The organism is Jiella pacifica (genome assembly GCF_010500815.1).
Lineage (GTDB): Bacteria > Pseudomonadota > Alphaproteobacteria > Rhizobiales > Rhizobiaceae > Jiella > Jiella pacifica.
Genome location: NZ_JAAAMG010000022.1, coordinates 1 through 14,536, shown reverse-complemented (window position 1 = coordinate 14,536; position 14,536 = coordinate 1). Strand labels below are relative to the sequence as shown.

Sequence of the window (14,536 nt, the reverse complement as noted above, 5' to 3'; positions counted from 1 at the left end):
TCCTGTCCATCGGCCCTCCTGCCGCAACAGGGGCGCCGAGGGCGCTCAGTCCTCGACGGCCTCGTCGTCGCGACCGTCGTCGAGAAGCTGCTCGGCGATCAGCCCGGCATTCTGGCGGATCGAGGTCTCGATCTCGTTGGCGATCAGCGGGTTATCACGCAGGAAGCCCTTGGAGTTCTCACGCCCCTGGCCGAGCCGCTGGCTATTGTAGGAAAACCAGGCGCCCGACTTTTCGACGATGCCGGACTTGACGCCGAGATCGATCAATTCGCCGGTCTTGGAGACACCCTCGCCATACATGATGTCGAACTCGACCTGCTTGAAGGGCGGCGCGAGCTTGTTCTTGACGACCTTCACCTTTGTCTGGTTGCCGGTCACCTCGTCGCGGTCCTTGATCGAACCGATCCTGCGGATGTCGAGGCGGACCGAGGCGTAGAACTTCAGGGCGTTGCCGCCAGTGGTCGTTTCGGGCGAGCCGAACATCACGCCGATCTTCATGCGGATCTGGTTGATGAAGATGACCATGCATTTCGAGCGGGAGATCGAGCCGGTCAGCTTGCGCAGCGCCTGGCTCATCAGCCGGGCCTGCATGCCGGGCAGCGAATCGCCCATTTCGCCCTCGATCTCCGCCCGCGGCGTCAGCGCCGCGACGGAATCGACGACCAGGATGTCGATCGCGCCCGAACGCACCAGCGTATCGGTGATCTCCAGCGCCTGTTCGCCGGTGTCCGGCTGCGAAATCAGAAGGTTCTCCAGATCGACGCCCAGCTTGCGCGCATAGACGGGATCGAGCGCGTGTTCGGCGTCGACGAAGGCGCAGATGCCGCCCTTCTTCTGGGCTTCGGCGATGGTGTGCAGAGCGAGCGTCGTCTTGCCCGAACTTTCTGGGCCGAAGATCTCGATCACCCGCCCCTTCGGCAGGCCGCCGATTCCAAGCGCGATGTCGAGACCCAGCGAGCCGGTAGAAACGGTTTCGACTTCAACGATCTTCTCGTTGGCGCCCAGCCGCATGATCGAGCCCTTGCCGAAGGCGCGTTCGATCTGCGACAGAGCGGCATCGAGAGCCTTGTTCTTGTCCAACGAATTATCCTCGACGAGACGGAGAGCATTTTGTGCCATGATGATGGGACCTTATTTCACGCGTCGGTAAGGGGTGCAACATGTGCGGGCTTTCTTCTCATGTACCTTATTTGTTCTCATCCGACAAGCAGGTGATCGCGTTTTGTTCCCGGCGCCGAATCGTTTCGTGGAATCTCGTTCGATGAACAAATGATGAAGACTGCCGCCGTTTCCCCGTCGGAGCATGGCAAGTTCGTGCTGCTCGGTGCCGCGCATGTGGACCGCCGGGCCAAGGCCGACGGTCCATTCCATCCCGCCGCCTCCAATCCCGGGGTGCTGGCCGATTCGCCCGGTGGCTCGATCTTCAATGCGGCCGTCGCGCTGCAGGCGCTTGGGTGTTCGGTGGCTTTTCTGGGCGCGCGGGGTGGCGACGACGACGGCCGGCGCATCGCCGCGGAGATCGAGGCTCGTGGTTTGCGGGATCTCAGCACCACCTTCCTTGATCGCAAGACGCCGACCTATACGGCCGTCATCGACGATCACGGCGAACTCGTCGCTGGCATCGCCGACATGGCGCTTTATGACCTTGTTGGGCCGAAACTCCTCAAGCGACGCAACGTCCGCGACGCCATCGCCGCTGCCGAGGCGCTGATCATCGACGCCAATCTGCCCGCCGAGACCATCGCCGCCGCCGTCGAGGCCGCGGGCGACCGGCCGGTTACGGCCATCGGCGTGTCGCCCGCCAAGGTCCGACGGCTTTTTGCCGTCCTGCCGCAGCTTTCCGGCCTGTTCCTGTCACGCGCCGAGGCAGCGGCCCTCGTCGAGGTGACGGCGGCGACCAATCTAGGCCTCATCGCCGAACTGCTCGCCGAGCTCGGAACACGGCGCGCGGTGATCTCCGACGGGGCGCTCGAGGCGGCAATTCTCGACGCCGGCGAGTTGGTGTTCCAACGGCCGCCGGTCGTCCGCCCGCGGGACGTCACCGGCGCCGGCGACACGCTGGCCGCCGTCGCCTCCGCGGCCCACCTCGGCGGAACGAGCTTTCTCGAAAGCGCTCGGCGCGGGATCGCCGCCGCCTCGCTGCGGGTGAGCGCGCCCATCTTTCCGCCGGAGGATCTCCCCGCCGAGATCGAACGCCTCCACGAGCATCTGACCGACCCGACGACACGGAGGTGAAGCCGCCATGCCCGCAGAGATCCAGCCATTCGCCCTTTCTCCCCGCGTCGAGGCCGCGAAAGCCGCCGGAAGGCCCCTCGTCGCGCTGGAATCGACGATCGTCACCCATGGGATGCCTCACCCGCAGAATCTTCGGACGGCGCTTACCGTCGAGGCGGCGGTGCGGGCCGCCGGCGCCGAGCCTGCGACCATCGCGGTGATCGACGGGGTGCTGCGGGTCGGGCTCGAGGAGAGCGAACTCGCCGCCCTCGCCGAAGCCACCGGCGTCCTGAAGCTTTCGCGCGCCGATCTGGCTTTCGCGACCGCCTTCGGCCGGACCGGCTCGACCACTGTCGCGGCGACGATGATCGCCGCCAGGGCCGCCGGCATCGGCGTCTTCGCCACCGGCGGCATCGGCGGCGTGCATCGCGGCGGGGCGACGAGCCTCGACGTTTCTGCCGACCTCGAAGAACTCGCCCGCACCGATGTGATCGTCGTCTCGGCCGGCGCCAAGGCGATTCTCGATATAGGCTTGACGCTGGAATATCTGGAGACCATGGGCGTCCCGGTCGTCGCCTATGGCAGCGACGAGCTCCCAGCCTTCTGGTCGCGGGAATCCGGCCACGCCGCGCCGCTTCGGCTCGACCGGGCCGAGGAGATCGCAAGGTTCCAGCGAGCGAGGGCGGCCCTCGGCATCGAAGGCGGCATGCTCGTCGCCAATCCGCTTTCGGCCGAGCACGCCATTCCCAGGGCCACCATAGAGGGCTGGATCGACCGGGCGCTCGCCGACGCGAGCGCCGCGGGCGTCATGGGCAAGGCCGTGACGCCGTTCCTGCTCGGCCGCATCGTCGAACTGAGCGAGGGACGCTCGCTCGAAGCCAACATCGCCCTGATCGCGGCGAATGCGAAACTCGCCGCCGAAATCGCCGTGGCGCTCGCGAGAGCGTAAATCGCTCCTGAGCAGGAAACCCGGCCGGAGCCGGGCAGACCGCACCGAGCTGATTCAGCGAGGTCCGTCCGAGCCGGTCGTCAGCCCTGGTTCAACATGGTCTTCACGGCGACGGCGAGTTCGCGCAGCGAGAAGGGTTTGGCGAGGAAGCCGAACTTCTCCCCCTCCGGCATGTTCTTGGCGAAGGCCTCCTCGGCGTAGCCGGAGACGAAGATGAACTTCAGGTCCGGCCGCGTCTTGCGCATCTCCCGGAGCAGCGTCGGCCCGTCCATTTCGGGCATCACCACGTCGGAAACGACGATGTCGACCTTGCCATCCAGTTCCTCCAGCACCTCCAGCGCTTCGACGCCAGACGCGGCCTCCTTGACGTCGTAGCCGCGCATGGTCAGCGCCCGCGAGTTGACGGCCCGCACGTTGTCCTCGTCCTCGACGAGCAGGATCGTCGCCGTGCCGGACAGGTCCATCTTGTCGGTGGACGGGCCGCTCCCGATGTCGGGGCCCGCAGTGCTCGCCTCGGTGGAAACGTAGCGCGGCAGGAAGATCCGGAAGGTCGTGCCTTCGCCGGGCGTCGAATCGACGTAGATGAAGCCGTTCGACTGCTTGATGATGCCATAGACCATCGACAGGCCGAGACCGGTCCCCTTGCCGATCTCCTTGGTGGTGAAGAACGGCTCGAAGATCCGCTCGGCGACCTCCGGCGGCATGCCGCTACCGGTGTCGGCCACTTCCACGAGGACGTAGTCTCCGTCGACGAGTTCGGCATAACCGAACTGGGCCGTCTCCTTGGCGCTCACGTTGCGCGTGGCTATGGTGATCTTGCCGCCGTTCGGCATCGCGTCCCGCGCATTCTGGACGAGGTTGGTGATCACCTGCTCGAACTGCCCGATGTCGGCCATGACCGGCCAGAGGTCGCGGGCGTGCTGGCGTTCCAGTTGCGCGTGGTCGCCGCTGACGCGCTTCAGGAGGAGATGCATGTCGGCGACGACGTCGGTCAGGTTCAGCATCTTCGGCCGCATCGTCTGGCGGCGCGAATAGGCGAGCAGCTGGCGGACCAGCGAGGCGGCCCGGTTGGCGCTCTGCTTGATCAGCAGGAGGTCCTGGAAGGACGGATCGCCGGTGCGGTGGTTGAGGAGCAGGAAATCCACCGACGCGGTGATGATCGTCAGGACGTTGTTGAAGTCGTGGGCGATGCCGCCGGCGAGATTGCCGATCGCCTGCATCTTCTGGCTCTTGGCGATCTGATCCTCGAGGGCCCGCTGCTCGGTGATGTCGACGCCGTAGAGGATCGCGCATTCATCACTGTCCGGACCGACCTTCGGCACCGGGCTGAGATAGAGCCTGACGGTGCGCGGCCTCTCCTCCGCGACCTCCGCATCGACCGGGGCGATGCTGGAGCGGCCGGTCTCGGCCTCGGCGAGCGCCTTGCGGAACCCTTCGTGCCCGGCTTCCCGGATCGCTGACGGGAAGCTCGCCGCGCCTTCCGCCGCCTCTGCACCGAAGAGCCTGCGAAACACCGGGTTGGAGCGGACCACCCGGCCCGACGGATTGAGCGTCGCGATCGCCATCGGCGAGGAGTTGAAGAAGCGGGTGAAACGCGCCTCGGCGAGCTCGACAGGCGTCGCCGCGTCGTTCTCGCCGCTGCGGTCGAGAACCAGGGTGCGGACGATCCCCGGCGCGGCGCTGTCGTCCCCGACCGGGCGGCGCAGCAGCCGGACGGGCAGGGTCCGGCCCGAGGCGGTGATCAGATCGATGTCCTCGATGCCCTCGGCATTGGCGTTCGAGCGCTCCGTGTAGAGCGAGCGGCAGGACGGCGCCAGGAATTCGACGAAGGAGCGCTGATAGGGTTTGACCTCGGCCAGGTCGAGGCCGAGCCATTCCGCGAGGGTCGCATTGATGTAGGCGATGCGGTGTTCTGCATCGGAGGCGAAGAAGCCGGCCGGCGCCTTGTCGAGATAGTCGATGGCGTGCTGGAGGTCCTGGAACGAGGATTCCTCATGCTTGCGGTCGGCAGTGATGTCGAGGATCTGCCAGGCCTGCATCTGGCCGCCGCGGCTGGGCAGCGGGCGCACCGACACCCGGTACCAGCACGGCACGTTCTCGCCCTGCGAAGCCGGGGCGAGACTGTGGGCGAGGCGAAACTCCCGCTGTCCGACACGCCCATCCCGTGCCAGATTGGCGAGATGGTAGATCGCTTCCGTCGCCTCGGCTTCGCGGGCCAGCAGGCGCTCGAGGCTGCGCACCTCGCCCGGCCGCGTGGCGCCGGTCAGATCGCCATAGGCACGGTTGGCATAGACCACCTGGCCGCGCCGGTCGAGAATCAACAGGCCGGTGCGCGCGGTGTCGAGGAAGTCCTTGGCGATGCCGCCGTCGCTCGCGCGGCTGGAAAAACGCACGAGCCCCAGCGCCGAGGCAAAGATCGCGGCGATGCCGATCATCGACAAAAAGCCGAAGATGACGAAGACCGCGACCTCGCCGTAGCTGCGGCCGAACATGGCGAGGCTCGCGCCGGCGAGGATCAATGCCCCGCCGAGCAACAGTAGCCGCCGGACGCCCGATGCGGCCGCCGTTCGGTCGATCAAGGGTTTGTCGATCATCCCCTGAGCCGCTCCGTTCATCGCGATCTGCCCTTTTGCCCGACGATTCGGGCTGGTTGTGAAGGATACCCATAGACCGATCGAGCGTCGACCGGCGTTTTCATCGCATCCATCGACGCTGCCGGGGCGAGGCTAGCATCCGTTCCTTGCGCCGATCCGGTGCTTTGCCCGAAAGACGATGACGAATGGCAACGCGGACGACGAACCGCCTTGGACCGGCAAAAGGCTTGCCCACCTTGCATTTATGCGGCACCGCTGTTTACGGGACCCGCATATGCCGAAAGGCCGGCCTGTTGAGGAGATATCGAAGCCATGCCGCAATGGTTGGTCGATCTGTTCGGGGCAAGTCTCGCCCCGATCGTCTGGGTGGCTCTCGTCGCGGCGATGGTCTGCATCCTGGCGATCGTCGTCATGCTCTTGGCTAGGCGGCTCCTGGCCAACGGCGCCACGCTCGGGCCACGCATGCGGGCACCGAGACTGCAGGTCGTCGACGTCGCCCGCGTCGACGACAAGCGCAAGCTGGTGCTGGTGCGACGGGACGACGTCGAGCATCTGGTTCTGGTCGGCGGCCAGACGGACATCCTCGTCGAGGCGTCCATCACCCGTCTGCCCGCCTCGACCCGGCCGACCCGCTCCGAGGATGCGCGGCTGGACGTTCCGGCCGTCTCACCGGGTGCCCCGACGTCCGGCCGCCGTGAACCCGTGGCGCCGCCCTTGACCGCCTCGCGGCAGGGTCAGGGCCCCGAGACCGCCATGGCCGAGCGGGCGCCGGCGCCCTCGGGCCGCTGGCCGCAGGCCGCCCCCCCCGCCGACCGACCCGCGCCCGCGATCGCAGCCGAGCCACGCCCGGCGCCGGCACCGCGAGAGCCGGCGGAGACGGCGCCGCCCCGGAGCCGCGGCACGGCGGACGAATTCCCCCTCGCCGAACCCAGGCGACCGAATGGCGACGGCCAGGCAGGCTCCGCGCAGACGCGGGCGGCCGAGACGCGCCAGCCGGGCCCTATCCGCCAGCCGGCTCCCGTCCCGTCGGTGGAAATGCCGTTGAAGCCGACGGAGCCGCCCGCTCTCAATCCCTCGACCATGGCATTTTCCCGCGCCACGCCCACGCTGCGGTCTAAGACCGAGAGCGATTCGCTCGAGGCGCCGGGGCGGCCGCAGAACGAGATCGAGCCCGAACTGGCGATTCCCGAACCGGCGACCAGGCCGGTGCCGCCACGCCAGGACGCCGGCAGCGGCGGCGGCGGCACACCGCCCGCCATTGATGCGCCGAAGGTCGATCCTGCCCCTCGTGGCCCGTCGACCGATCTCGGCGCGCATCGCCCGGCGCCGAGCGCGGTTGCGGCCGAACGAAGGCCGACGCAGCGCCCGGCAGCAAGCTCCGGCGAGGAAGGCCGACCGCTCTCCGTCCGCAGCTTTGCCAGCGCCATCCAGTCCCGGCGCTACGGTCGGCCGGAGACGCAGTCGAAACCGCCGGAGGCCGCGACCACGGCGCCGGCATCGTCCCGCGCCGGCGATGGCAAGACGGAAACGGAATCGCGGGAGGCGGCAGGCCGCAGTATCGAGGATTTTCTCTCGGCCGATCTCAGTTTGCAGCTGAGCCAGGACATCGACGCGGCCTTTGCGGAGCCGTCTGCCCCCCCAGCGGCGGCGTCTCCACGGCCGGCTCCGACCGCTCCCGCCCCTCGTCCCGCCGCCGCGCCCGAACGTGCGAGCGAAGCTGCAGCCGGCCCGGCCAGAGCGGACACGGCGCCGGACACCACTGCCAGGCAAGCGCCCGCGGGTGGCGAGGGGACGGATGCCGGCAACGCGCCGGCCGATCCGAAAGCGCCGCGACGCGAAACCGACCCGCGGCCGGCCCCTCCGCCCCGAGCGCCCGCCGCTTCCGATCCGGGTAAGACCGCCGCTGCCACCACTCCGGCGGCTGCGACAGCGTCGCCCGTCGGCGCACCAGCGCCGGCCGTCGCCACGGACGATCGCCCCGAGCCGCAGCCTCGGACGACCGCACCCCAACCGAAAGCGACCGCGAGCTCCGCTTCCGCAACGGCAAACGCTTCGGATTCCGAGGAACGTCCCACGGCCGTGGTGGAACGGCCGCCCTCTCCCGTCGCCGCCCCGGCGAATTCAGCGCGACAGCCGCGACCGCCCCAGGAAATCGATCTCGAGGAAGAGATGAAGCGGCTTCTCGGCGAACTCGACCTCGACGGGCCCAGCGAGCAGCGCAAGGCCTGATCCGGCCGGACCTGCGAGGCTGCCACCACACCGGGCAGCCCTCTTCGGGAGGCCTCGCCGACGCCACTACGACGGCCATATCCGCCGCCAGCAGCGATCCCCGGACCGGTCATGCCGTCGGCTGTGTGCCGGAGGTATTTGCAAGCCGGCTCGAAACGGCTACCAAGCGGCAAACATCGCGTTCGAGGAAACCTGCCCGCATGAAAACCAGAGCCGCCGTCGCCTTCGAGGCCAAGAAGCCACTCGAAATCGTCGAACTCGACCTCGAAGGTCCGAAACAGGGCGAAGTCCTCGTCGAGATCATGGCGACGGGCATCTGCCACACCGATGCCTACACCCTCGACGGCCTGGATTCGGAAGGCCTGTTCCCCTCTGTTCTCGGCCACGAAGGCGCGGGCATCGTGCGCGAGGTCGGCGCGGGCGTGACCTATGTGAAGCCGGGCGACCATGTCATCCCGCTCTACACGCCCGAATGCCGCCAGTGTAAGTCTTGCCTCTCCGGCAAGACGAACCTCTGCACGGCCATCCGCGCCACCCAGGGCAAGGGCCTGATGCCGGATGGCACCTCGCGCCTGTCCTACAAGGGCCAGCCGATCTTCCATTACATGGGCTGCTCGACCTTCTCCAACTTCACCGTCCTGCCGGAGATCGCCGTCGCGAAGATCCGCACCGACGCGCCCTTCAAGACCGCCTGCTATTGCGGCTGCGGCGTCACCACCGGCGTCGGCGCCGTGGTCAACACGGCGAAGGTCGAGCCCGGCGCCAACGTCGTCGTCTTCGGCCTCGGCGGCATCGGCCTCAACGTCATCCAGGGTGCGCGCCTGGTCGGAGCCGACAAGATCATCGGCGTCGATCTCAACAACGACAAGAAGGAGTGGGGCGAGAAATTCGGGATGACGCATTTCGTCAATCCGAAGGAGATCGACGGCGACATCGTCGCCCATCTCGTCGAACTGACCGGCGGCGGCGCCGACTACACCTTCGACTGCACCGGCAACACCATGGTCATGCGGCAGGCGCTGGAAGCCTGCCATCGCGGCTGGGGCGTTTCGGTCGTCATCGGCGTGGCGGAAGCCGGCAAGGAGATCTCGACCCGGCCGTTCCAGCTGGTCACGGGCCGCGTCTGGAAGGGCTCGGCCTTCGGCGGCGCGCGGGGACGCACGGACACGCCCAAGATCGTCGACTGGTACATGGACGGAAAGATCCAGATCGATCCGATGATCACCCACACCCTGACCCTCGAAGAGATCAACAAGGGCTTCGACCTGATGCACGAGGGCAAGTCGATCCGGTCCGTCGTCGTCTACTGAGTGTGACGGTCGCGCAGGAGACCGCAGAGCCGGAGACGAGCGGGCCGGAGATCGCGTTCCGCTGGGACGCGTTCCAGGAACTGTCCGCCGTGGAGGTGCACGATCTCCTGCGCCTGCGCAGTCTCGTCTTCGTGGTCGAGCAGGCCTGCGTCTTCGCCGAGATCGACGGGCGCGACCCCGAAGCGATCCATCTGCGCCAGTTCGTCGGCGAGGATCTCGCCGGATGCCTGCGCATCCTTGGCGACGGGGACGCGATCCGGATCGGCCGCATCGCCACGGCCGCGGCCTACCGGGGCCGTGGCTACGGCCACGAGATGATGGCGGAAGCGCTGCGCTATGCGGCGTGGCGCTTTGCCGGCCGCGACGTCCTGATCTCGGCCCAGGCGCATCTCGAAGCCTTTTACGGCCGACATGGCTTCGTTGTGATCTCCGCGCCTTACGACGAGGACGGCATACCCCATATCGACATGAGGCGAGCCGGATCGCCCGGAGCCTGAACGGTCCGCGCGCCGCGTTCGGCGACATATTTCACGAGGGAGACAGCACCATGGAAACCGTTTCGACCAATGCCGCCCATGGCGGCACCCAGGGCGTCTACAAGCACGCCTCGCGCGAAACCGGAACGGACATGACCTTTTCGGTCTTCGTGCCTCCCCATGCCGATGGCGCAAGGCTGCCCGTCGTGTGGTATCTGTCGGGCCTTACCTGCACCCATGCCAACGTCACGGAGAAGGGCGAATATCGCCGCCTCTGTGCCGAACTCGGCCTGATCTTCGTCGCCCCCGACACCAGCCCCCGCGGCGAGGACGTCGCCGACGATGCCGACAAGGCCTATGATTTCGGGCTCGGTGCCGGCTTCTACGTCGACGCCACGCAGGAGCCCTTCGCGAAGCACTATCGCATGTGGAGCTACGTCACCGACGAGCTTCCGGGGCTGATCGCGCAGAACTTTCCTGCCGACATGGACCGTCAGTCGATCATGGGCCACTCCATGGGCGGCCATGGCGCCCTGACCATCGGGCTGACCTTTCCGGATCGCTACAAGGCCGTGTCGGCCTTCGCGCCGATCGTCGCGCCGAGCCAGGTGCCGTGGGGCCACAAGGCGCTTCCGGGCTATCTCGGCGAAGATCGTGCCGCATGGCGCAAGCACGACGCGGTCGCGCTGATCGAGGACGGCGCCAGGGTCGATGCGCTGCTGGTCGATCAGGGCGAGGCCGACAATTTCCTCGCTGCGCAGCTCAAGCCCGAGCTTCTCGAAGCCGCCTGCGCCAAGGCCGGGGTCGACCTGACGCTGCGCATGCAGCCCGGCTACGACCACAGCTACTATTTCATCTCCACCTTCATGGAAGACCACCTGACCTGGCACGCCAAACGCCTCGGGTGAGCACACGCCAACGCGTCGATCGCCTCAGCGAGATAGCAGACCGGCCGCTCGTTCCGATGGCAAAGGCGCCGAGCCGACGTACAGGCTTCGCGCCTGTCCCGCTTTCCCTTCGCCCTCGCCTGCGTCGCGATGGCGTAGGGCCGGATAAGCATGTGCGCCGGGATCTTCAGTTCAGAGTGCATCCGGTCCGCCACCGCCACGGCCAGCCCGCGCTTGCGGTCTAAAAACTCCGACAGGCGCGGCTTCGAGCCCGACAGAGGCTCCAGCTCCTCGCGTGAGATCCGCCGATCTATCGTGACGGTCTTGACCGCGTCCACGGCATCCTGCGCCTCGATCGGCCGAGCCTTCGCCTCGTACGCCTCGATGAGGGACGACAGAACGTCGAAGCGATCCCCCGGTTCAGGCTCGCCGAGGAAGTGGCGCCCGACCTCAGCCAAAGCCCAGTCCTGGTCGGCTTCGCCGCTGACCGGTCGAATATCCAACAAACGGACTCCGGGTTGATGCGGTCGTACTCTGCTGATCGAGCGGCTTCGCCGAGCGATGTGATGCCGGAACGAGTTGCGCAAGGCACCTCGCTCCGCCGGGGCGGAGGCACTCCCGCCTGCCGGTCCGGCCTGCCGAACGTCCGGCCTTCAGGGCGTCGGCAGCGGCGGCGTTTCGCTCTCGTCGGCGTGACGGACGGTGCGCAGCTCGTACCAGAGGGCGTTGAGTATGCCGAAGGCGGCGGCAAGACCAAGGCCGAGGATCCAGGCGAAATACCACATGAGAGAGCTTCCTTGATCGGGGGGCCGGCCGCCGCCGCGGGACGGACATCGTTCACAGCAGCGGCCGGCTTCGGAACTTGAGAGCGGCGGCTCAGTAGGCCGCAGAACCCGAGGCGTTGACGTCTTCTTCGCGCACCTTGCCCCACAGCACCTTGTAGACCCAGCTCGTATAGGCGAGGACGATGGGCAGGAAGATCGCCGTCGCGATCAGCATGGTGCGCAGCGTCGATTCGCTCGACGAAGCGTCGAACACGGTCAGGGACTGCGCCGGGTTGGTGCTCGACGGCAGGATCATCGGGAACATCGAGACGCCGACGGTGGCGATGATGCCGACGACTCCGAGCGCCGAGGCGAAGAAGGTCGGCCCGTCCCGCCGCGTCGCAAAACCGAGCGCCGCCAGCAGCGGACCGGCGATGCCGAGCAGCGGCGCGACGATCAGCAGCGGATGGGCCGCATAGTTGGCGAGCCACGCCTCGGGCGCGACGACCACCTCCTTGAAGAGCGGGTTGGACGGCCCCGCTGCAGCCTGGGTCCCGACGACGGCGTAGCCGCCGAACAGGCCGAGGGCGACGAGGATCCCGCCGAAGCCGAAGAGCACGGCGGTCGCGACGCCCAGCCTCGCACCGAATATCGCCGCCCGGTCGGCGACCGGCCCTTCGGCCTTGAAGGCGAGCCAGGCCGCGCCGTGCATGGCGATCATCGCTAGGCCCGGGAGGCCGCTGCGGTCGTCCACGGAGCGCTCGGGGCGGCCGGTCCTTTGCCCGCTCCAAGCCGACGGGCCTTCGACGCCTCGAAGACGGACCACGACGGTCCGTCGATTTTCCATCGAGACTGGATGAAAGTCGCGATCGGATCGGCATGGCCCATCGCGAGCCCTCGATACACCGCTCTATCGGCACCACACGCCGGCCCTGCGACGCGGCGCGGTGCGGGACAGGTTCCGGGCGTCTGCCGACGACCTCCAAGCGGAACGGCAACGGCCCCTGTCGATCATCCCCAAAGGAGTCGACAAGGGCCGCAATCGTCGGAATTTGGCAGCATAGAGGGAAAGCGCCGGCAGCGATCCGTTTACGCATCGATCTCCGGCAAGGGCTATGCCCTCAATCTCGACGTCAGTCGACGAGATCCTGCAGCGCATAACGATTGCGCAGAACGACGTGGCGGCTCGAAGGCAGGGCGATGAGTTTGTCGCGCTCGAACTGCGACATCGTCCGGGACACCGTCTCGATGGTCAGGCCGAGATAGTCGGCGATGTCCTGGCGGGTCATGGCGAGATCGACGCATTCGCCGGTGCCGCGGTTGGCCCAGTCGAGCAGGAAGGCGGCGAGCTTCTGGGCGGCGCTGCGTCGACCGAGAAGCAGAGCGTGCGCCTGGCTGCGCTTGAGGCATTTCATCGCGAAACCGAACACCGTCAACGCCGTGTCCCCCTCGCTGCCGTCAAAGGCTTCGAGCCCCGACCAGCGATAGGCGACGACGACGCAATCGGTCACGGCCTCGGCCGCCAAGCGATGTTCGCCGCCCGCCTCGAGGCCGAAAATCTCGCCCTCGGCGTGGAAGCCGTCGATCTGCCGGCGGCCGTCGCTGGTGATCAGGCATGTCCGAACGACACCGCTCATCACCTTGTAAAAGGAGCGGATGGTATCGCCGTTGGCATAGATCGCACGCCCCTCGTCGAAACGAAGGACCTGGCCGGCGAGCGCTGCGCCCGCCGCGAGGCCGCCTCTCTCGTTGGCCGGCTGCGTGGCGGCACTCGGCGCATACCCGAAAGCGGCGGACGTCGCGGAAAGACGCCCTTTCGACGACGTCGGCCGATATTCGGCCTCGCTGTCTCCGATGGCAGTTCGGGCGACGGCGCTGCTTTGCATGGAAGGCTCCCCTCGGGTCTTCGATCGGTCGAGAGGACATTATCCGGCTGTGCTTTCAGCGAAATTCGGTTTCCCCCTGAGGGATTCTACGTAGTCGCTTGCCCACGGCTCGGGAGACGTGCGGAAAGGCATGACTTCCCGGTCCGCCCGCCGCCCCATCATTCCGCACAAACTTGAGCGAGCGGCTTATTCGGCGGCTCGGACGTGGCGCGGCTCGGCGTCTCCGGTGCCTCGCTTCAGGGCAGTCCGATGGCCTCTCGAATGCAGTCGAGGAGAACCGATCCGTCGAGCGGCTTCTGCAGTACCGCATGCGCCCCGACGTCGGCGGCGAGCTGGCGCAGCACCGCGGTCGCATGGCCGGTGATGACGATCGCGGGCGTCGCGAAGCCAAGCGCGCGCACCGTCTTGATGACGGCGATGCCGTCCATCTCCGGCATCTTGAAGTCGAGCACCAGGCATTCGGCGGAGGCAAGCTGAGGATGCTCGACGAGTTCCTCGCCTGTCTTGCACAGACCGACCCCCAGCCCCTCCAGTTCGAGCGAGAATTTGAGCGATTCGCGGACCGCTTCGTCGTCGTCCACGACCAGGACCAGGGTTTTCTTAGCTGTCATCGGACGGGCTCCGGTGGCCGCGACACGGCAAAATGGCGATCTGTCGGCGAGACGATCGACGAAAACTGTCGCGACGTCTTTGACTTTGCGCAAGGTCAGGCCGGAGCGGCCGCCGCTACCCGCAGCGTTGCTCATGCGATCGGAGCGCTGCATCGTGCGGCGAGGACGAAAGGCTCGAGATGCCGATCGGATTCATGGCATAGGCCAAGCCGCTCCGGACGGCGCGGACACTCTCACTCGGACAGATGGAGGACGCAACAGGCCCGCTCGGCCTGCTCGCCGACAGCTGCCGAACAGGACGACGATTTAAGTGCCGACGTCGCCGTGACCGCGGCCGAAATCACCATCGTCCACAGAATGGCGGCGCGGCCTTCCTCGCGAGCGGCTCGCAAAACGGGAGAATTGCGGGGAGTCCCCAGCCTGTCAATCGCCAATACGGCAGTCAGCCACGCCATTGGCGTGGCAACCGCATGCATCGAGTCGGACATTTGCCCGACCTGAGACATAGGTGACACTTCGTACCGGAGACATGGGTAACACTTTTCGCTTTGCGGGAGGTGTTGATGCCGTGGATGGAAAGGTCCGTCATGGACGAACGTCTGCGCTTCGTGGCCCG

13 protein-coding genes are annotated in these 14,536 nt (G+C 67.2%); 6 read left to right on the top strand and 7 right to left on the bottom strand.

The window, feature by feature from the left end:
• Nucleotides 1-45: 45 nt before the first annotated feature.
• On the bottom strand, nt 46-1,119 hold the full coding sequence (gene recA, locus GTK09_RS21175) for a recombinase RecA (protein ID WP_163465392.1): 1,074 nt from the start codon (nt 1,117-1,119) through the stop codon (nt 46-48).
• A gap of 150 nt (nt 1,120-1,269) precedes the next feature.
• Between recA and GTK09_RS21170 the strand changes: the two genes are divergently transcribed.
• Nucleotides 1,270-2,235, top strand: a complete 966-nt coding sequence (locus GTK09_RS21170; RefSeq protein WP_163465391.1) for a PfkB family carbohydrate kinase — start codon at nt 1,270-1,272, stop codon at nt 2,233-2,235.
• 7 nt (nt 2,236-2,242) lie between these two features.
• Complete coding sequence (locus GTK09_RS21165) at nt 2,243-3,163, top strand: pseudouridine-5'-phosphate glycosidase (RefSeq protein WP_163465390.1); 921 nt, start codon at nt 2,243-2,245, stop codon at nt 3,161-3,163.
• Between the two features lie 80 nt (nt 3,164-3,243).
• Here GTK09_RS21165 and cckA read toward each other — a convergent pair whose 3' ends face one another.
• The gene (gene cckA / locus GTK09_RS21160) at nt 3,244-5,778 is read right to left on the bottom strand and encodes a cell cycle histidine kinase CckA (RefSeq protein ID WP_376768038.1); all 2,535 of its coding nucleotides are present in this window, start codon (nt 5,776-5,778) and stop codon (nt 3,244-3,246) included.
• 291 nt (nt 5,779-6,069) lie between these two features.
• Between cckA and GTK09_RS21155 the strand changes: the two genes are divergently transcribed.
• The 4 genes from GTK09_RS21155 to fghA all read left to right on the top strand — a co-directional run bounded on the left by GTK09_RS21155 (nt 6,070) and on the right by fghA (nt 10,680).
• Nucleotides 6,070-7,986, top strand: coding sequence for a flagellar biosynthetic protein FliO (locus tag GTK09_RS21155; RefSeq protein WP_163465388.1), 1,917 nt, complete (start codon nt 6,070-6,072; stop codon nt 7,984-7,986).
• A 200-nt stretch (nt 7,987-8,186) separates the two neighbouring features.
• Nucleotides 8,187-9,296, top strand: a complete 1,110-nt coding sequence (locus GTK09_RS21150; protein ID WP_163465387.1) for an S-(hydroxymethyl)glutathione dehydrogenase/class III alcohol dehydrogenase — start codon at nt 8,187-8,189, stop codon at nt 9,294-9,296.
• 2 nt (nt 9,297-9,298) lie between these two features.
• Nucleotides 9,299-9,793, top strand: coding sequence for a GNAT family N-acetyltransferase (locus GTK09_RS21145; protein WP_312869937.1), 495 nt, complete (start codon nt 9,299-9,301; stop codon nt 9,791-9,793).
• Between the two features lie 50 nt (nt 9,794-9,843).
• On the top strand, nt 9,844-10,680 hold the full coding sequence (fghA, locus tag GTK09_RS21140) for an S-formylglutathione hydrolase (RefSeq protein ID WP_163465386.1): 837 nt from the start codon (nt 9,844-9,846) through the stop codon (nt 10,678-10,680).
• On the opposite strand, the gene GTK09_RS21135 is transcribed toward fghA, so the two are convergent.
• The 5 genes from GTK09_RS21135 to GTK09_RS21115 all read right to left on the bottom strand — a co-directional run bounded on the left by GTK09_RS21135 (nt 10,620) and on the right by GTK09_RS21115 (nt 14,055).
• On the bottom strand, nt 10,620-11,162 hold the full coding sequence (locus GTK09_RS21135) for a helix-turn-helix domain-containing protein (RefSeq protein WP_163465385.1): 543 nt from the start codon (nt 11,160-11,162) through the stop codon (nt 10,620-10,622). The genes fghA and GTK09_RS21135 overlap by 61 nt on opposite strands.
• A gap of 150 nt (nt 11,163-11,312) precedes the next feature.
• Complete coding sequence (gene cydX, locus GTK09_RS21130) at nt 11,313-11,444, bottom strand: cytochrome bd-I oxidase subunit CydX (protein ID WP_163465384.1); 132 nt, start codon at nt 11,442-11,444, stop codon at nt 11,313-11,315.
• 91 nt (nt 11,445-11,535) lie between these two features.
• Nucleotides 11,536-12,177, bottom strand: a complete 642-nt coding sequence (cydB, locus tag GTK09_RS21125) for a cytochrome d ubiquinol oxidase subunit II (protein WP_312869936.1) — start codon at nt 12,175-12,177, stop codon at nt 11,536-11,538.
• 379 nt (nt 12,178-12,556) lie between these two features.
• On the bottom strand, nt 12,557-13,309 hold the full coding sequence (locus GTK09_RS21120; protein WP_163465382.1) for a helix-turn-helix domain-containing protein: 753 nt from the start codon (nt 13,307-13,309) through the stop codon (nt 12,557-12,559).
• A 236-nt stretch (nt 13,310-13,545) separates the two neighbouring features.
• On the bottom strand, nt 13,546-14,055 hold the full coding sequence (locus GTK09_RS21115) for a response regulator transcription factor (RefSeq protein WP_246218043.1): 510 nt from the start codon (nt 14,053-14,055) through the stop codon (nt 13,546-13,548).
• Between the last annotated feature and the right edge of the window lie 481 nt (nt 14,056-14,536).